19 protein-coding genes and 1 pseudogene are annotated in these 17,091 nt (G+C 70.5%); 7 read left to right on the top strand and 13 right to left on the bottom strand.

Annotated features, from left to right (window positions below; translation table 11 throughout):
• Positions 1–4: 4 nt before the first annotated feature.
• The gene (locus ACZ6TU_RS13315) at positions 5–1,522 is read left to right on the top strand and encodes an FHA domain-containing protein (protein WP_469548187.1); all 1,518 of its coding nucleotides are present in this window, start codon (positions 5–7) and stop codon (positions 1,520–1,522) included.
• A gap of 19 nt (positions 1,523–1,541) precedes the next feature.
• On the opposite strand, the gene ACZ6TU_RS13310 is transcribed toward ACZ6TU_RS13315, so the two are convergent.
• Positions 1,542–2,525 carry a methyltransferase domain-containing protein gene (locus ACZ6TU_RS13310; protein WP_469548185.1) on the bottom strand — a complete coding sequence of 328 codons (984 nt, stop codon included), beginning with the start codon at positions 2,523–2,525 and terminating at the stop codon, positions 1,542–1,544.
• 66 nt (positions 2,526–2,591) lie between these two features.
• Here ACZ6TU_RS13310 and ACZ6TU_RS13305 point away from each other — a divergent pair, with 66 nt between their 5' ends.
• The gene (locus tag ACZ6TU_RS13305) at positions 2,592–3,005 is read left to right on the top strand and encodes a globin (protein ID WP_184983867.1); all 414 of its coding nucleotides are present in this window, start codon (positions 2,592–2,594) and stop codon (positions 3,003–3,005) included.
• A 21-nt stretch (positions 3,006–3,026) separates the two neighbouring features.
• On the opposite strand, the gene ACZ6TU_RS13300 is transcribed toward ACZ6TU_RS13305, so the two are convergent.
• The 5 genes from ACZ6TU_RS13300 to ACZ6TU_RS13280 all read right to left on the bottom strand — a co-directional run bounded on the left by ACZ6TU_RS13300 (position 3,027) and on the right by ACZ6TU_RS13280 (position 7,443).
• Positions 3,027–3,695: a DUF8185 domain-containing protein gene (locus tag ACZ6TU_RS13300; protein WP_467668345.1), complete on the bottom strand. Its 669-nt coding sequence runs from the start codon at positions 3,693–3,695 to the stop codon at positions 3,027–3,029.
• A complete protein-coding gene (locus ACZ6TU_RS13295; protein WP_059419984.1) occupies positions 3,692–4,102 on the bottom strand; it encodes an acyl-CoA thioesterase in 411 nt (136 codons plus the stop codon). Before ACZ6TU_RS13295 ends, ACZ6TU_RS13300 begins: the two co-directional genes overlap by 4 nt.
• A 2-nt stretch (positions 4,103–4,104) precedes the next feature.
• On the bottom strand, positions 4,105–5,769 hold the full coding sequence (gene ettA, locus ACZ6TU_RS13290; RefSeq protein WP_467668347.1) for an energy-dependent translational throttle protein EttA: 1,665 nt from the start codon (positions 5,767–5,769) through the stop codon (positions 4,105–4,107).
• A gap of 525 nt (positions 5,770–6,294) precedes the next feature.
• Positions 6,295–6,981: a hypothetical protein gene (locus ACZ6TU_RS13285; RefSeq protein WP_469548181.1), complete on the bottom strand. Its 687-nt coding sequence runs from the start codon at positions 6,979–6,981 to the stop codon at positions 6,295–6,297.
• A 117-nt stretch (positions 6,982–7,098) separates the two neighbouring features.
• Positions 7,099–7,443 (bottom strand): hypothetical protein, encoded by a 345-nt coding sequence (locus ACZ6TU_RS13280; RefSeq protein WP_469548179.1) that lies wholly within the window; start codon positions 7,441–7,443, stop codon positions 7,099–7,101.
• Positions 7,444–7,904: 461 nt separating this feature from the next.
• On the opposite strand from ACZ6TU_RS13280, the gene ACZ6TU_RS13275 reads away from it, so the two are divergent.
• Both ACZ6TU_RS13275 and ACZ6TU_RS13270 read left to right on the top strand, forming a co-directional pair.
• Positions 7,905–8,423, top strand: coding sequence for an HAD domain-containing protein (locus ACZ6TU_RS13275; protein ID WP_467668355.1), 519 nt, complete (start codon positions 7,905–7,907; stop codon positions 8,421–8,423).
• A gap of 505 nt (positions 8,424–8,928) precedes the next feature.
• Positions 8,929–9,438 carry a DUF4234 domain-containing protein gene (locus tag ACZ6TU_RS13270; protein ID WP_467668357.1) on the top strand — a complete coding sequence of 170 codons (510 nt, stop codon included), beginning with the start codon at positions 8,929–8,931 and terminating at the stop codon, positions 9,436–9,438.
• 96 nt (positions 9,439–9,534) lie between these two features.
• Here ACZ6TU_RS13270 and ACZ6TU_RS13265 read toward each other — a convergent pair whose 3' ends face one another.
• On the bottom strand, positions 9,535–10,077 hold the full coding sequence (locus ACZ6TU_RS13265; RefSeq protein WP_469548177.1) for a TetR/AcrR family transcriptional regulator: 543 nt from the start codon (positions 10,075–10,077) through the stop codon (positions 9,535–9,537).
• A gap of 53 nt (positions 10,078–10,130) precedes the next feature.
• On the opposite strand from ACZ6TU_RS13265, the gene ACZ6TU_RS13260 reads away from it, so the two are divergent.
• Positions 10,131–10,322: a DUF1707 SHOCT-like domain-containing protein gene (locus ACZ6TU_RS13260; RefSeq protein ID WP_469548175.1), complete on the top strand. Its 192-nt coding sequence runs from the start codon at positions 10,131–10,133 to the stop codon at positions 10,320–10,322.
• Positions 10,323–10,496: 174 nt separating this feature from the next.
• On the opposite strand, the gene ACZ6TU_RS13255 is transcribed toward ACZ6TU_RS13260, so the two are convergent.
• Positions 10,497–11,021 (bottom strand): GNAT family N-acetyltransferase, encoded by a 525-nt coding sequence (locus tag ACZ6TU_RS13255; protein ID WP_469548173.1) that lies wholly within the window; start codon positions 11,019–11,021, stop codon positions 10,497–10,499.
• 220 nt (positions 11,022–11,241) lie between these two features.
• Here ACZ6TU_RS13255 and ACZ6TU_RS13250 point away from each other — a divergent pair.
• Positions 11,242–11,346, top strand: a pseudogene (locus ACZ6TU_RS13250) (SCO3933 family regulatory protein); the annotation flags it as partial.
• A gap of 486 nt (positions 11,347–11,832) precedes the next feature.
• Here the strand turns inward: ACZ6TU_RS13250 and ACZ6TU_RS13245 are convergent.
• Both ACZ6TU_RS13245 and ACZ6TU_RS13240 read right to left on the bottom strand, forming a co-directional pair.
• Positions 11,833–12,054: a hypothetical protein gene (locus ACZ6TU_RS13245; protein ID WP_184983811.1), complete on the bottom strand. Its 222-nt coding sequence runs from the start codon at positions 12,052–12,054 to the stop codon at positions 11,833–11,835.
• A gap of 369 nt (positions 12,055–12,423) precedes the next feature.
• A complete protein-coding gene (locus ACZ6TU_RS13240) occupies positions 12,424–13,527 on the bottom strand; it encodes a mechanosensitive ion channel family protein (protein ID WP_467668363.1) in 1,104 nt (367 codons plus the stop codon).
• Between the two features lie 312 nt (positions 13,528–13,839).
• Between ACZ6TU_RS13240 and ACZ6TU_RS13235 the strand changes: the two genes are divergently transcribed.
• A complete protein-coding gene (locus tag ACZ6TU_RS13235; RefSeq protein ID WP_467668365.1) occupies positions 13,840–14,376 on the top strand; it encodes an HNH endonuclease in 537 nt (178 codons plus the stop codon).
• Positions 14,377–14,469: 93 nt separating this feature from the next.
• Here ACZ6TU_RS13235 and ACZ6TU_RS13230 read toward each other — a convergent pair whose 3' ends face one another.
• Genes ACZ6TU_RS13230 through ACZ6TU_RS13220 form a run of 3 tightly spaced genes read right to left on the bottom strand, consistent with a single transcriptional unit; the run spans position 14,470 to position 17,035 of the window.
• Positions 14,470–15,822 (bottom strand): FtsX-like permease family protein, encoded by a 1,353-nt coding sequence (locus ACZ6TU_RS13230; protein WP_467668367.1) that lies wholly within the window; start codon positions 15,820–15,822, stop codon positions 14,470–14,472.
• Entirely contained in the window at positions 15,819–16,505 is a 687-nt protein-coding gene (locus ACZ6TU_RS13225; RefSeq protein ID WP_467668369.1) for an ABC transporter ATP-binding protein, read from the bottom strand. The genes ACZ6TU_RS13230 and ACZ6TU_RS13225 overlap by 4 nt, the downstream gene beginning before the upstream one ends.
• Positions 16,502–17,035: a PadR family transcriptional regulator gene (locus ACZ6TU_RS13220; protein ID WP_467668371.1), complete on the bottom strand. Its 534-nt coding sequence runs from the start codon at positions 17,033–17,035 to the stop codon at positions 16,502–16,504. The genes ACZ6TU_RS13225 and ACZ6TU_RS13220 overlap by 4 nt, the downstream gene beginning before the upstream one ends.
• Positions 17,036–17,091: the final 56 nt, after the last annotated feature.

Genomic DNA, 17,091 nt, shown 5'->3' with positions numbered 1-17,091 from the left:
CGACATGCCGACCTGCCCGAACGGACACCAGTCGGGTTCCGACGACTGGTGCGAGGTCTGCGGTCACCGCATGGCGGGTGCCGTGCCTCCGCCTCCTCCCCCGCCGCCCCCGCCCGGCGGCGGCTACGGCTTCCCGCCCCCCGGCGGCCCGGGCGGCCCCGGTGGTCCTGGCGGCCCTCCCGGAGGCCCCGGTGGCCAGCCCGGTGGGCGTCCTCCGCACCTGTCCGCCGTACCGAACGCCGAGCCGGAGCTCTGCCCGCAGTGCCGTACGCCGCGTGAGGGCGGCGCACCGTTCTGCGAGGAGTGCCGGTGGAACTTCCTCACGAACACGGCGACTTCGTACACCCCCGCCGCCCCGCCCCCGCCGCCGCCCGGCCCCGGCGTGCGCTTCCAGCCGCCGGGTCAGCCCGGTCCGTCCGGCCCGTCGGGTCAGCCCGGTCCGTCGTACGGCGGCGGTGACTCGTACGAGTACCAGGGCTCCCGCCCGTCGCAGATGAACCGCCCGGCCGAGCCCATCCCGCCCTTCGGTAGCGACCCCTCCGGCCACCCCGGCCCGGGCGGTCGTCCCGGCCCCGGTGGTCGTCCCGGCCCCGGCGGTCCCGGTGGCCCCGGTGGCCCCGGTGGTCCTCCCGGCCCCGGTGGTCCTTCCGGCCCGCCCGGATTCGGTGCCGACCCCTCGCGGCCGGTCCCGCCGCCGCCCGGCCCCGGTGCGCCCGGTGGCCCTGGCGGCCCCGGTGGCCCCGGCGGCGCTCCGCAGGGCTTCCAGCAGTCCGGCCCGCCGGCTCCGCCCGGGTTCCCGCAGGAGACCCAGCGTCCGCAGCAGGGCGGTCAGGCCTTCGGCGGTGGCGGTGACGACTGGGTGATCTCCCCTCCGTCGTCCACCGGCCCGGGCGGCGGCCCTGGCGGGCCCGGTGGCCCCGGCGGCTACGGCTATCCGCAGCCCGGCGCGACTCAGGCCCCGCCCGGGCCCGGCGGCGGCTACGGCTATCCGCAGCCCGGCGCGACTCAGGCCCCGCCCGGGCCCGGCGGCGGCTACGGGTACCCGCAGCCCGGCGCCACCCAGGCCCCGCCCGGCCACGGCGGCTTCCCGCAGCAGCCCCAGGCGCCCCAGGGACCGGCGACCTGGACCGCGAACATCGGCCCGGACCGTGAGTACTTCATGGCGATGATGCAGCGCTCCGGCCCCGAAGCCGCGGGCCTGAACCTGCCCGCGTACTCGCCCGAGCAGCAGCGCACGCTCACCGGCAACCAGATCACGATCGGCCGCCGCCGGCACTCCACCGGCGACACCCCCGACATCGATCTCTCGGTGCCGCCGGAGGACCCGGGCGTCTCGCACCAGCACGCGGTGCTGGTCCAGCAGCCCGACGGCAGCTGGGCGGTCGTCGACCAGAACTCGACGAACGGCACGACGGTCAACGGCTCGGAGGAGCCGATCCAGCCGTTCGTCCCCGTACCGCTCCAGGACGGCGACCGGGTGCACGTGGGCGCCTGGACGACGATCACGATCCGCCGCGGCTGAGCCCTGGTCAGCAGCCTCGTCAGGCCGGGAGGGGCCAGGCGTACGGCCCCTCCGGGTCGTCCAGCCAGGCCCACCCCCGGTCCCCGCTGACGGTGATGCCGTAGCGCTCGCGCTGCGGCATGCCCTCCTGCTCCCACAGCGCGTGCGCCTCCTGCGGGTCGAGGCTGCCGCGGGTCAGGACCAGCAGGAAGCGGAACAGGTCGTCCTCCCTGGCCCGGCGCGGTACGCCGCCCAGCTGGAGCGGCTCACCACCGGGCCGGCTCACGCCGCGCAGCGGGACGAAGTAGGCGGGCGTGTGCAGGAAGCGCCCCTCGGCATGGTCGGCGTCGCGCACCGTGAGCACGACCAGGCCGGTGGCGAGCGGCATCAGGATCCGGCCACCGGGGCGGCTCTGGGCGAGCCAGGCGCGCGGCACGGTGCTCAGCGCGCAGGTGGCGATGATCCGGTCGAACGGCGCACGCTCGGGCACGCCGCGGGCACCGTCGCCGGTGACGACGACCGGGTGGTACCCGGCCGCGGCCAGGTGCCGGCGGGCCGACTCGGTGATCTCCGGGTCGAGATCGACGGTGGTGACGCGGTCGTCGCCCAGCCGGTGGGCGAGCAGCGCGGCGTTGTAGCCGGTGCCGGCGCCGATCTCCAGGACCGTGTTCCCGTCCTCCACGCGCAGCGCGGCCAGCATGTCCGCCATCAGGGACGGCTGGCTGCTGGAGGAGAGCAGTTCGCCGTCGCGCAGCCGGGTCGCCAGCGGGGTGTCCTCGTAGGCGCCCCGTAGCCACCGCTCGCGCGCCTGCGGGTCGGGGCTCTCGCCCCACCGCCGTTCGTAGCCGCCGGCGACGCCGACGTAGTAGTACGGCACGAAGAGGTGGCGCGGGACCGCCGCGAACGCCTCCCGCCACGCCGGGTCGGCGACCCAGGCTCCGCTCGCGTCGATCCGGCGCACCAGAGCCGCCCGCGCGGAGGCGGCGAGATCGTCCGGTTCCCTGTCGGGTGCATGCCCGCCCATACCCCCACAGTAAGGGCACCGGGGCCGGTCCTAGGCCTTGAGTCCTATGTCCCCCCGTCTGAGAGCATGGAGGGCGTGAAAGAGATTCGGCGCGGCACGCTTCAGGAGCAGACCTTCTACGAGCAGGTCGGCGGGGAGGAGACCTTCCGTCGGCTCGTGCACCGTTTCTACGAGGGAGTCGCCGAGGACCCGCTGCTGCGGCCCATGTACCCCGAGGAGGACCTGGGCCCGGCCGAGGAGCGCCTCACGCTGTTCCTCATCCAGTACTGGGGCGGCCCCACGACGTACAGCGACAACCGCGGCCACCCGCGCCTGAGGATGCGGCACGCGCCCTTCACGGTCGACCGTGCGGCGCACGACGCCTGGCTGAAGCACATGAGGGTCGCCGTCGAGGAACTCGGGCTCTCCGAGGAGCACGAGCAGACGCTGTGGAACTACATGACGTACGCGGCGGCGTCGATGGTGAACGCCCCGGGCTGACCCGCAGGGGCGTGGCGATCGTCAGCGGACGCTGACGTCCAGCGCCCCGAGCCCGGCCTGCCGTACGGCGACCGACCCGTACGGCGTGCGCAGCCGCAGCCACGCGCCCGACGAGAACAGTTCCAGGGGCGCCCCGGGCCGCAGGAAGCCGAGGGACTGCGCCGCGTGCACGGCCCGGACCGGGAGCCGGGTGTCGCCGACCGTACGGGACCAGATGTCCCGCCCGATCCGGTCCAGCTCGGCCCTCGTGCGCCGCTCCGACGGCAACTCCTGCGTACGGGACCGGAACTCGGCGACGGCGGCGGCCACGAGGGACCGCAGCGCGTCGGGCGCCGGCAGCCCCGGCTCGGGTCGCCAGCCGCCGCGCGGCGGCAGCACGCCCGCCCACGGCGGCCCGGTCACCGCGTCCGGCACGACGGCCGTGGCGCCCTTCTCGTCCACCGACTCCAGGAGTTCACCGGCGGACACGGTCACGTCCAGCGTGACGTCGATCCCGTGCTCGTACGGCTTCGCCAGCCGCACCGCGCGCACGGCCAGCACCTCGAAGGACGGCGGCCGCCCGAACACGGCCAGGGCGGTGCCCGCCGCCTGGAGGCGCACCGCGGCCCCACGGTCGTAGTGGAGCAGCCGGGAGAGGAAGGCCGCGAGATCCGCCGCCTCCCCCTCGTCGGCCAGGTGGAGCACCGTCATGCGGCGACGGCCTCCTCCTCGTCGTCCGTGTACTCACGGAGGAACTCCCGTTCCTCCGGGGTGAGCCGGCGCGGGCGCTGTGCCTCGAAGTCGAACGGCACTATCACCGTCGAGGCCCGGACGTAGACCAGGTCGTCGTCCTTCACCTCGTACGTGAGGGTGAAGGACGCCGCCCTTATCTCCGTGACCCACAGCTCGATGTCCACGGGGGTGTGCCGGTGGACCAGCTGCCGCTTGTAGTCGATCTCATGGCGTGCCACCACGGACCCCTGCTTGAAGTCCTTCTCCGGGCGGAACAGGAAGTCGATACGGGCTTCCTCCAGATAGCGGAGGAACACCACGTTGTTGACGTGGCCGTACGCGTCCATGTCCGCCCAGCGCAGTGGGCAGCGGTAGATGTGCCGCAAGATCAGCCCCGGGTCAGCTTCTTGTAGGTGGCGCGGTGCGGACGCGCGGCGTCCGGGCCGAGCCGCTCGATCTTGTTCTTCTCGTACGACTCGAAGTTGCCCTCGAACCAGAACCACTTGGACTCGCCCTCGTAGGCGAGGATGTGCGTGGCGACGCGGTCGAGGAACCACCGGTCGTGGGAGACGACGACGGCGCAGCCGGGGAACTCCAGCAGCGCGTTCTCCAGGCTGCTGAGGGTCTCGACGTCGAGGTCGTTGGTCGGCTCGTCGAGGAGCAGCAGGTTGCCGCCCTGCTTGAGGGTGAGCGCGAGGTTCAGCCGGTTGCGCTCACCGCCGGAGAGCACGCCGGCCGGCTTCTGCTGGTCCGGCCCCTTGAACCCGAAGGCGGAGACGTACGCGCGCGACGGCATCTCGACCTGGCCCACGTTGATGTAGTCCAGCTCGTCGGAGACGACCGCCCACAGCGTCTTCTTCGGGTCGATGTTCTCGCGGCTCTGGTCGACGTAGGAGATCTTGACGGTGTCGCCGACCTTGATGGAACCGGAGTCGGGCTCCTCGAAGCCCTGGATCATCTTGAACAGCGTCGTCTTGCCGGCGCCGTTCGGGCCGATGATGCCGACGATGCCGTTGCGCGGCAGCGTGAAGCTCAGGTCGTCGATGAGCAGCTTCTCGCCGAAGCCCTTGGTGAGGTTGTTGACCTCGACGACGACGTTGCCCAGGCGCGGGCCCGGCGGGATCTGGATCTCCTCGAAGTCCAGCTTCCGCATCTTGTCGGCCTCGGCGGCCATCTCCTCGTAGCGGGCCAGACGCGCCTTGGACTTGGCCTGCCGCCCCTTGGCGTTCGACCGCACCCAGTCGAGCTCCTCCTTGAGGCGCTTCTGCCGCTTGGCGTCCTTCTGGCCCTCGACCTTGAGGCGGGCGGCCTTGGTCTCCAGGTACTTGGAGTAGTTGCCCTCGTAGGGGTAGAGGCGGCCGCGGTCGACCTCGCAGATCCACTCGGCGACGTTGTCGAGGAAGTACCGGTCGTGGGTGACCGCCACGACGGTGCCCGGGTACTTGGCCAGGTGCTGCTCCAGCCAGTTCACGGACTCGGCGTCGAGGTGGTTGGTGGGCTCGTCGAGCAGCAGCAGGTCGGGCTGCTCCAGGAGCAGCTTGCACAGCGCGACGCGGCGGCGCTCACCGCCGGACAGGTTGGTGACGGGCCAGTCGCCGGCCGGGCAGCCCAGGGCGTCCATGGCCTGCTCCAGCTGGGCGTCGAGGTCCCACGCGTTGGCGTGGTCGAGGTCCTCCTGGAGCTTGCCCATCTCGTCCATGAGCTCGTCGGTGTAGTCGGTCGCCATCTGCTCGGCGATCTCGTTGAACCGGTCGAGCTTGCCCTTGATCCCGGCGACACCCTCCTGGACGTTCTCCAGGACGGTCTTGTCCTCGGTCAACGGGGGCTCCTGGAGCAGGATGCCGACCGTGTAGCCGGGGGTGAGGAAGGCGTCACCGTTGGACGGCTGCTCGATGCCGGCCATGATCTTCAGGATCGTCGACTTGCCGGCGCCGTTCGGTCCGACGACGCCGATCTTCGCTCCCGGGAGGAAGCTGGTCGTCACGTCGTCGAGGATCACCTTGTCGCCGTGCGCTTTGCGCGCCTTGCGCATGGTGTAAATGAACTCAGCCAAGAGAAACCGTCCGGCAGCTTGAATACGGCAGTGGGCAGATACACCCCATCTTGCCGTACCGCCACCCCTGGGTGGAAACGCGTATGGGTGGGGGCGGCTGACCTGGCCTTTCTCGGCTGCCGACGGCCGGGCGACTGTCACTGCCGGTCGCCGTTGGTCGACCTCGGGCACCCTCGCACGGCCCAGGGACGGCCCAGAAGTAGGAGTTCGATCGCAGTGCGGTGCGGCGCGCAGAAACGGCGACCGCGGGCCGCTCGCCGATCCGGCCGTGGCCGCTTCGGTGCACCTTCGTTCGCAGCCGTTGATATCACCTGGTGATGTCAGCCCGACAGGCCCAGGCCATCGACTCACGGCAGGGCAGCGGCCGGTGCGCCCTCGGGAGTACGCGGGCCGGGCACGACGGCTGCCCGGACACCTCGGAGGTGTGGCTGGGTGGCCCCGAGCAAGGTCACCGGCTTCGCCGGAGAGGCGGCCGTTGCAGGCTCCTGCCCCCGACCGGCGGTGGAGGCAGGGGCAGGCGGTCTCTCAGGGCGCGTTGACCGGGGCGTTCTGGTTGTTGGTGTTTGTGTTGGTGTTGGCGTTGGTGTTGCTGGCGCCGGGGCTGTTGATGATTTTGTTTTTGTTCGTGTTGTTGTAGATGGTGTTGTTGATGTTGTTGACGGTGAGGATGGACGTTCCGCCGCCGTTCCCGCCGTTCCCGCCGTTGCAGTTGGGGCCGGGGATGTTGACGGTGTCACTTGCTGAGTCGCTGAGGCCGCCGCCGATATCGATCACGGTGGCGGTGTTGGTGACCATGCAGGGAGCGTCCTGGGCCACGCTGACGGTCACTTCGATCGCGTAGCCGCCTCCGGGGTCGATGGGGCCGTCGCTTTCGCACTCAACCCTGGTGCGTGCGTCGTTGAGGAAACACCCGACCGCGCTGCCGGTGGTGTTCTGGACGAATTCGATCGATGTGCCTGTGAGCCCTGCGGGGAAAGTGTCCGTCATCCGCGTCCCAGAAGCGGTGGTCGGCTCGTCGCCGGGGTTGTTCACCGTGATGGTGAAGATCCCCTGCCCACCCCGGGGGAAGTCCCCCACGTGGGTCTTCGTGACGTTCAGCTGGGCCTGCGCGTAGGCGGGGGTGGCCCCTACGGCGAACGGCAGGGCGACGCCCAGCCCCAGGATGGTGCCGACGGCGGCGAAGCGCCGCCTCAAAAGCGTGTGGATGGCCATGGTGGGTTTCTCCTGTGGTGTGTAGGTCTGCCGTGATGTGGCTCCGGCCGAGAACGGCGGGGAGCTCGGCTCACGCGGGATGCCTGCACACATAGATGCGCGGCGAGGGACGCTTGATCACGGCCGCGAAGCCCGTGTCACTCGATCGCCACGGAATGGTAGGAGGGCAACCGGAATACGACCGAAACAGGCAACGGGCCAAGGGTCGACGCCAGGCCGTGCGTACCCCTCCAGGGAGCGGACGGAGGCGTGCCGGGAACGCGCGAGCAGCATCGGGGTGGAGGTGCCGCCTTCGGCGTCGTGGGCGAGCGCGCTGTGGCGGAGCCGGTGCAGGGTCCAGCCGTCCAGGTCTTCGATGTCCTCTTCGCGGGCGAGCGGGTTGGCCAGCAGCCGGGTGTTCTCCTCGAGGATCTCCGGCGCGGCGGTAGGAGAGCCGGGCGCGGCCGGTCTCGGGGCACACATCCAGGGTGGGCGTTCCGGCAGGGGCCTTGCGGCCGGTGAGGAACAGCGGGCCGCAGCTGCGGCCGGCGATCAGGCGGGGCAGCAACTGGGCGGTGCCGGACTGCCAGTGGATCCACTCCGTCGCCCCGCCCTTGGCCAGGGTCCGGCCGCGCTTGTCGCCCGGGTGCAGGTCCTCGACGTTCAGGCACAGGATCTCCTCCGCCCGCGCCGCCGACTCGTAGAGCATCTTCCAGAACGTCCTCTCCCGCAGCGCGATGTCCAGGCGCCACAGGGCGGCAATCTGGTTCTCCGCGAGGGCCTTGGTTCGGTCTGGCGGCGCCGGCCGTCGCTCGATGCCGATCGTCGGATCGCATTCGATCCAGCCCTGGCGCGCCGCTGGTCGGCCTCGGGTGCCCTCGCACGGCCCATTCAGGCGGCCCGGCCCGAGGGTGCCGTCCACCGCGCCGGGCTATCGTGCCGCCGTGATCAGCGCAGCGGAGCGCCCCTTCCTCTTCCTCGACGTCGATGGCCCACTCATCCCGTTCGGGGCGTCGTCCGGTCACCCGCGGTCCGCTGGTGCCGACGCTTCGGCGCCTGTCGATCAGGGGCACCCACTGCTGTCGCGGCTCGACCCCGGGGTCGGGGCGCGCCTCTTGGCTTTGGGCTGCCATCTCGTATGGGCCTCGACCTGGATGGAGGAGGCGAACGAGGTCGTCGCTCCGCGCATCGGTCTGCCAAAGCTGCCAGTGCTGGAGTGGCCGGAGAACGGCGCCGAGGAAGTTCCGCGCGGCCTGCACTGGAAGACCCGCCCCCTTGTCGAGTGGGCCGACGGCCGACCGTTCATCTGGGTCGATGACGAGATCAGCGCCATGGACCGCCTTTGGGTCGCTGCTGGCCACCCTGGGCCGTCGCTGCTTCATCACGTCGACCCGGCCAAAGGCCTCGACGACGCCGACTTCTCCGTGCTCGCCGCTTGGCTCCGTGCCGTCGCGCCGAGATGAGCACCGCCTCAGGCGTCGTTTCCTCTGGCGTCTCCCGCGCCGTGCGGCCTCGCCAGTGGGGGACGTTGTGGGTTCGCTCGAGAGTTGAGCGTGTTCAAAATTGGCGGGAGCATCGCCTCAACTGTTCTGGGGGCGAGGATGAGGGGCAAAAAACGCGTCAGGGAGGCGACGACCGTGAGGAGGTCTGCTGGTCTCATCTCGACGTCCCTGTTGTGGGCGACAGTGATTGCTGTCAGCCCTTGGCTGCCCAGCGCCGTGGGCATTCTGGATCTGACGGGCTTTACCGTCATCCTGAGTATGCTGATCTGCGGCTTTGTTCCGTCTTTGCTGTTGGGGGTACTCCTCGGCCGTGCTCGTGCCTGCTGGCTACTGGCAACGTGTGGCGCCGTGGGGCCGGCCCTGTGGATTCTCGACTTCACGGTCTTCGCGGGCGCTTTGGCCCTGGGGCTCGTCAGCGCTCCTCTCATGTGGGGTGCGGTGGCAGGTCGGAGTTGCCGTCGTCCCCGTGCGGCTCATTGAGGTGGGACTCGGCCCCGATCGTGGGGCCGCCTCGAATTTCACCACGCGCGCATGGGGACTGGTCGTGATGCACTGGATTTATGGGAGGTGCGTCATGTCAGGTCGCGCTGGAAAGACCCGCAACATATTTCTCGTCTGGCTGATCTGGCCGCTGCTCACGCTGGGTATCTACCATCTGGTTTGGTATTACAAGGTGAATCGCGAAGCTCGGGACTTTGATCACCGGATCGAGGTCGATCCGGTGTGGTCTCTGGTGGCTCTCACTGTCGGCTGGCTGGTGATCGTTCCCCCCTTCGTGTCGGTCTACAACACCGGTCTGCGCATTGCCCGCATGCAGCGGTCGGCCGGGTTGCAGCGGAGCTGCAATCCCTGGATCGGCCTCATCCTTCTCATCGTGGCTGGTCTGTATCCGCTCTACTACCAGCATGAGTTGAACCAGATCTGGGATCACTACCAGACCCCGGAAGAGGGCGAGCAAGTGCCTCTCGCAGCCTGACGGGTGCCGTAACACGGCTCCGGAGGCCATTTCTTCCATAGACATTCACTGATCACAGGACGGGCATGCCGCGCCATAAGCTCGGGAAGAGTGCTGCTACTCGCGGAGGCGGATGTCAACGTCCGGCCTACGGCCTGGGATCAGGGCGTCCAAGGCTTGGTCCAGCACTGTGAGCAGGTGCTCGTGCTCCTGTGGGGTGTACAGCATGCGCAGTGCAAGGCCGTCGGACAGTGCGATCACGGCATCCGCGACGGCCACCGCGTGGGCTTCGTGCCTGGCCGACTCGAGCCAGGCGGCCAGCGCCTGACGGATGTCCTCGTCGACCTGCCGCCGGATCGCGGCAAGGCGGGGGTGATGTGCCGCGTGGACCGCGAAGGCGAGTTGGACTGTGGCCTCGGCGCGTCGCTCGGCGTCCACGGGAAGCGTGGTCAGGACCAGTTCGCGCAGAGCCTGGCGCAGCGGCAGTGCGGTGTTCACGTCGGTCATCCGGCGCTCGATTCGCTCACCGGCCAACTCGGCGGCGAAGGTGAGCATCTCGTCCTTGGTGCGGAAGTACTTCTGAACGGCGCCGGGGGAGCGGTCGGCGGCAGCGGCCACAGTGCGAACGCTGACCTCGTCAAGGCCGCGTTCGGAGACCAACTGGAGCAGGGCTGCACCGACCTGTCGGCGCTGTTCCTCGCTGTCAACATGCTGTGCCTGCTGTGCGGGTCTCGGACCGGGACCGCGACGAAGCGCTCGTTGTGCTGGCAGCGGCGCTGGCTGAGGGGCGACTCGATCCGCACGAGCATGAGGACCGTTCACAACACGCCCTGCAAGCGCGTACGGCGGATGAACTTGCCTTGCTGGTAGGCGACTTACCAATCAGCGACCAGGGCGCCCCGTAGGGCCGGACGGCCACTCCAGCCGAGCCACGGTCGGCAAGCTGCTTTGAAGCCACATCCGGCCCTCCCGGGCCACCGGCCACCGAACAACTTACGGAGATGCTTTGGCGCGAGTGATCACCAGAGCGGCTGCGTCTGGCGCTTCCTTCCTCAATGCGCGTTCGCTCGTACGTAGCGTCATGTGCGCAGGTCGAGCAGCATGACTTCATAGAGGTCCGGGCCCTCCCACGGGCGCGCCTCGCCGATCTTGCGGTAGCCCCACGCCTGGTAGGCGGCCGACGCTGCCGTGCTGTCCGGGTGGACGTTCAGCAGCACCCGTTCGGCCTCGATGCCGTCGAGCAGGGTCTCGTGCAGACGCCGCGCGACACCCTGCCCGCGCCAGGGTTCGCGTACGGCAAGTTCCATGAGGCCGAAGGTGCGGTGCCCGTCCTCGCGCCGCATGTCGTCGGGCACGGGCTCGGTCAGTTCGTCCCACCACCCTGTGTCAGGCTCGACTGGGTGACCGTATGCCACGCCGACCGGCTCGCCGTCCTCGGTACGGGCCAGGGCGGCGCGAAAAGTGCGCCTGCCGGTCTGGGAGCGAAAGCGCCGGAAGGTGGCTGCGACGTCGTCAGCGGTTTCGTTGTACGGCGGTTCCGCGAACACGTCGGCATAGATCAGCCTGAACGCGTCCTCAGCCTGTGCTGCGGCTGAGCCGTCCATGTGCTCTACCGTGATGGTTCCCGTTGGCGTCACGTGGTGCCCCCTCGGACTGTTCTCGCGGATGTGGCTTCTCAGCCCGCTGCACGGAGCCAGTCTGTGGTGGGGCTCGCAGTCGTACGCGCAGGCCGGCAGTTCCGTTCCTTGGCGGTGGGACAACGGTAGGAAGAGCGCTGGCCGGATCGTCCAGGTGACGCGGGTGCAAGGTCCGCGGCCGACAGATGGCGAGATCGCCAAGGACGCCCCGAGCGGAGAGGCGTTGATCACGATCGGTGTCGTCTACGTCGAAGAGGGCGAGCCGTCGCTGATCAAGGTCACCGTTCCTGACCCTTCGAGGACATCGAGAAGGATCTCCGCCGGCTCTGGGATCACTGGAAGGACATGCGGACGCGGATGCGGGCATGCCTCGGCGTCGAAAGAACCCGCACGGACGCCGCAGGTAGAGCCATGCACACGACGGCCCACTGACGGCCCAAGCCGCCTGGCGCGGCCCCTCAACGGCAGGGAAACCGCTGGTGAGGGGCATTTTCATGCCCTCTCGTGGTAAGTGTCGTGGTAAGTGAAAGTCCCGCTCTGAGCTGGTGTTTCGCCGTCAGTGCCGGTCGCCGTTGAGTGGTTCGGGCGCTGTCGCGCCGTCGTCCTCTCCGAAGTCCGGGGCCTGGAAGGGGTTCGTGGTCGGAGGCGGCGATGCCGTGGCGGTGGAGCGGGGTGCCCCTTCCGGGGCGGAGAAGAGCGAGGTCAGATCGATGGGAGGTCTCCTTCTGGTGCCAGGCCCCGGGAGGGACCTGGTGTGCCGTGACCGGGCACAGCGGTGCTAGAGCTTGGTCATCTTGGCGTACGGGCTCAGGATCCGCTTTTGCGCCGAGCCGAAATCCACGAGGACCGCGATCCCGTCCTCGATGCTGATGACCCGGCCGAGGCCGTACATGTCGTGTGTGACCTGGTCGCCCACGGAGAAGTGCTTCGGGGCCGGGATGACCGGGGCCTTGAAGGGGCTGGTGGGCAGATGGCGCTTAGGAGCAGCAGGCTTTGTCATTGCCCCTAGTATGCGCCCTCGCGTGTTCCGTTGCCTGCGGCTGTCCACGTTCCGTCGTTCGGCACGGTCCCGGCCGGTCTCGTAGGCGGGCTCTCTCACGCCCCGAAGCGCGCCCGCAACCGCTCCTGCGCCCCCTCCCTTGCTCCCAGTTCGTCCAGCCCCAGCAGCGCCGCCCCGAGGGCAGGACTGGACGTGACCACCTGAGGGGCCGTCTTGGGTGCCAGTGACGTCGAGTCCAGCGGCGTAGCCGGCCGCCGGGTGGCCTCGTGGAGCTGGGCGTCGTCACCCGGGCATGCGAAGAGGGCGGCACCCGGTAGGCCGGGTGCCGCCCTCCTGGTGGCGACCGTCCAGTCGCCCTCTCCGGTGCGGCTACTTCGTGGTGCTCGTCGGCGGTGCGACGGGCGTGAGCGGGGACGCCGCCGCCGACTGCGGGGACGTCGAGTTCGCGTACACCGACGGGGCCGCCATTCCCGCCGTCGGGTCGGCGGGTGTCTCCTCCACCGGGGCCGTGGCGCCGCCGACGATCCGGATGTCCGCCGCGTCGAAGGCCCGCTTGATGCGCCAGCGCAGTTCGCGCTCGACGGTCAGGGACTTGCCCGGCATCGTCTTGGCCGAGATGCGCACGACCATGGAGTCCAGCAGGACGCTGTCCAGGCCGAGGACCTCGATCGGGCCCCAGAGCAGTTCGTTCCAGGGCTCCTCGGCGCCCATCTTCTCGGCGACCTCGTCGAGCGTGGCCTTGACCTTGTCCAGGTCCTCACCGGCGTGGACCGTGACGTCGACGTTGGCCGTCGCCCAGCCCTGGGACAGGTTGCCGATGCGCTTGACCTCGCCGTTGCGGACGTACCAGATCTCGCCGCCGTCGCCGCGCAGCTTGGTCACGCGCAGACCGACCTCGATGACCTCGCCGGAGGCGACGCCCGCGTCGATCGTGTCGCCGACGCCGTACTGGTCCTCCAGGATCATGAAGACGCCGGAGAGGAAGTCCGTGACCAGGTTGCGGGCACCGAAGCCGATCGCCACACCGGCGACACCCGCCGAGGCCAGCAAGGGGGCCAGGTTGATCTGGAAGGTGCCCAGGACCATCAGCGCGGCCGTGCCGATGATCAGGAACGACGCCACCGAGCGCAGTACCGAGCCGATCGCCTGCGAGCGCTGGCGGCGGCGCTCGACGTTGACCAGCAGCCCGCCGAGCCCGGAGCCGTCCACGGACTGGCCGGTCCGGTTCATGCGGTCTATGAGCTTGGTGATCGCGCGCCGGACGACGATCCGCAACACCGCCGCTATCACCACGATGAGCAGGACCCTGAGGCTGATCGCGAGCCACGTCGACCAGTTCTGCTCGACCCAGCCGGCGGCGTTCGTCGCGCTCTCCTGGGCGTCCTGGAAAGAGGGCACTCTCGGGGTCTCCGTATCCGAGGGGGTCGGCGACGGTGAGGGGCCGGCGGCCAGCAGGGCGGCGGACAGGGACACGGCAGGTACCTCCAGGTGCAGCGGTCTGCCCCGGTGCGATGGTTCAGGGGGTCGAGGTCACGACTGGGTCACCGAGGGGGCAGAACCACCACACTAACGGGGCATTGTGTGTGCTTCCGCGGGATGTGTGAAGGAGAGACCGTGCTCACCTGGGCTTGAACAGGCCATGATCCGGGGGATGAATCAGATGTGGTCGAAAACACTCCCAGCCCGTTACGGGGACATGGTGGCGCTTTCACCAGGCATGAGGAGAGACTGGCTACGAATCGTCCCGGCGCGAGCCACGCGCCGCCGGCGTCCAAGGAGGCATCCGTGCCGCACGTCCTGGTCCTCAACGCGTCGTACGAGCCACTCGGTGTCGTACCGCTCCGCCGCGCGCTCGTCCTCGTCCTCGAGAACAAGGCCGTATGCCTCGAGGAGTCCGGCGCCTATCTGCACAGCGCGACCGTCACAGTCCCCGCACCCAGCGTGGTCCGGCTCAAGCGATTCGTCCGGGTTCCCTATCGGGGGCCCGTTCCACTGACCCGCCGGGCGCTGTTCGCCCGTGACGGGGGCCGGTGCATGTACTGCGGTGGCGTCGCAACCAGCGTCGACCACGTCATCCCGCGCAGCCGCGGGGGCAAGCACGTCTGGGACAACGTGGTGGCGTCCTGCCGCCGCTGCAACCACGTGAAGGCCGACCGGCACCTCTTCGAGATCGGCTGGCGGCTGCGCCACAAACCCGCCCCGCCCACCGGCCTGGCCTGGCGCATCATCGGGACCGGCCATAGGGACCCGCGCTGGCTGCCGTACTTGCAGCCGTACGGCGCGGACGACGCATTGGCCCGGATCGAGGGCATTTCCGCCTGACGAGGATCCGGGCTTTCGTATGGCCGCGTGCGGTCGGCCGACCGGCCCGGGGAACCCCCGTTCCCCCGGGCCGGCCCGCCCTGCGGAGGGCGCTTACGCGTATCGCAGCTCCCCCGGGCGCACCGAGCGGCGCAGCAGGGGCAGTGAGGTGGCCGCGGCCAGCAGACAGGCGGCGTAGACGGCGACGGGTACCAGGGCGATCCCCCAGGGCACCGGCCGGCCGGCGAGCAGGGCGTACCACGTGCCGATGGCCATCCCGCCCAGGCCCGAGAGCAGCACGGCGGGGGCGAGCGGCAGCGCGGTCTCCAGCAGCAGCGCCCGGCCGAGCACCGAGCGCGGCACTCCGGCGGCGGCCTGCGCGGCCAGGCCCCGGCGGCGGGTGGCCAGGGACTCGGCGGTGCCGACGGCGAGGCCGGACAGGGTGATCGCGAGGGCGATGGCGATGGCGGCGCCGGTGAGGTCGAGGCCGGTGGTGTAGTAGGACGCGGGTGCGGAGAAGCGCTGGGTGCGCACCACGTCGCTCAGCACCTGCCGGATGCCCAGGAAGCCGGTGCCCACGACCGTCACCAGCAGTACCGCCGCATGCGTGCGGGCGGCCGACCAGGGGTCGTCGCGCAGTCGTTCCGCCGCGATCAGTGTCGCCGCCGACCGGGCCCGGACCGCGAGGATCCGCCCGGTCGCCTTCGCGATGGCCCCGGAGAGCCACACCGCGCCCGCGCCGACCGCGAGGATCACGCCCATCATCTGCAGCGGCAACCCGCCGTTCGGCCGGTTGGAGGCTGCCGGGGACGTGGTGGCCACGGTCAGCAGCGCCAGCACCGCGACGAGCAGGACCCCGGCCAGGAACAGCAGCCCAGGCCCCCGTCCGTCGCGTGGCCCGACCCGGCGCACCCAGCCCAGCGGGGAGGCCACTACCCGGCGCAGCGCCAGTGTGCCCGCCGTCGCGCCCAGCGTCGGTACGGCGACGGCGACCAGGGCGATCCCCATCCAGGCCAGGGCGGTCGGCCGGTCCCACTGGCGCAGCAGGAGCAGCACCGTGCAGACGGTGGCGACCGCCGAGCCCAGCAGACAGGCCAGCCCGGTCTCCAGCGCGGCGATCCGCCGCACCTGCCAGGGCGTCGCCCCGGCCAGCCGCAGCCCGGCCAGCCGCCGGTCGCGGTGCACGGCGCCGATCCGGGCGCACTGGCCGAGGAACCCCAGCACGGGCACGAGCAGGAGCAGCAGGCCGACGATCACGCCGGCCCGCGTGCCGGGCTCGTCCAGCAGGCCCGCGGCGACGGGCACCTGGTAGCTGCCCCGCAGCGCGGCCAGGGCGACGGCGGCCAGCGCGAACCCCGTCGCGAGCGCGGCGCCCGTCGCCGTCAGCGCGACCCGCCACCACTCTCCGCGATCGGAACCACGGGTGAGCTCCCAGGCGAGGCGCAGATCGGCACGAAGGGACTTCATGCCGTCACCCCCAGCGGCGCCACGGCGCCGTCCCGCAACTGGACCTCCCGGTCCGCGTACGCCGCCACCTGGGCGTCGTGGGTGATCAGCAGGACCGCCGTGCCCGACTCGCGGGCCGTGTGGACCAGGGCCGTCATGGCCTGCTCGCCGGAGAGGGAGTCCAGGGCCCCCGTCGGCTCGTCGGCGAAGACCACCTTCGGGCCGGTGACCAGGGCCCGGGCCAGCGCGGTCCGCTGGGCCTGGCCGCCGCTCATCTCGCCCGGCCGCAGGTCCTCCTGCCCGCGCACGCCGAACCGCTCCAGCCACTCACCGGCCAGGGCCCGGGCCCTGGCGCGGTCGGTGCCAGCCAGCAGCAGCGGCAGGGCGACGTTGTCCAGGGCCGTCAGCTCGGGGATGAGCTGCCCGAACTGGAACACCACGCCGAACTCGGTCCGCCGCAGCTCGCTCAGCCGCTTCTCGGGCAGATCCTCCAGCCTGTGGCCGTCGTACGACACCGAGCCCTCGTCGGGCCGGACGATCCCGGCCAGGCAGTGCAGCAGCGTCGACTTGCCGCTGCCGCTCGCGCCGCTCACGGCGAGGATCTCGCCGGCGTGCAGTTCGACCGAGGCGCCGCGCAGTGCGGGTGTCCTGCCGTGCGTTTTGGTGAGGCCGCTCGCCGAGAGAAGAGGCACGGGTTTGCTCATGCTGCGTCGACCTCCGCGGTCAGGGTGGTGAGCCGGGCCGCCGTGGTGCTCATCCAGCGGAGGTCGGCGTCGAGGTGGTTGAGGGCGTAGTCCGCCGAGAGCACGGTCGCGAGGTCCGCGCCCTTCGCGGCCTTGACCGCCGTGAGCTCCCGCATCCGCTCCATGTGGGCAGCGCGCTGGGCGCTCAGATACGTGGCCGGGTCGCCGCCCGAGAGGATCGCGACCACGACCTTGGCGAAGATCTCGTTCGCCACGAAGGGTGCGGGCGGCGCGATCTCCCCGGCCCAGCGGGACAGTTCGCGCGTCCCCTTCTCGGTGGCGCGGTACGTCGTCCGCTCCGGGCCGCCGTCCGAGTCGGTGCCCTCGACCGTGGCGAGGCCGTCCCGGACGAGGCGCTGGAGGGTCGTGTAGACCTGCCCGTAGGCCAGCGGTCGGGCCTGCGGGAAGCGTTCGTCATGGCGTCGCTTGAGGTCGTAGCCGTGGCTCGGACCCGTGGCGAGCAGGCCCAGCAGGATGTGGCGGGTGCTCATGCCGATCAGTATGCACCGAGTATATGTACTGAGTGAATAGTCCTCCCCGAAGAAGT

It is taken from the genome of Streptomyces sp. NPDC052064, assembly GCF_055585925.1.
This window is presented reverse-complemented; position numbering and strand designations above follow the sequence as displayed.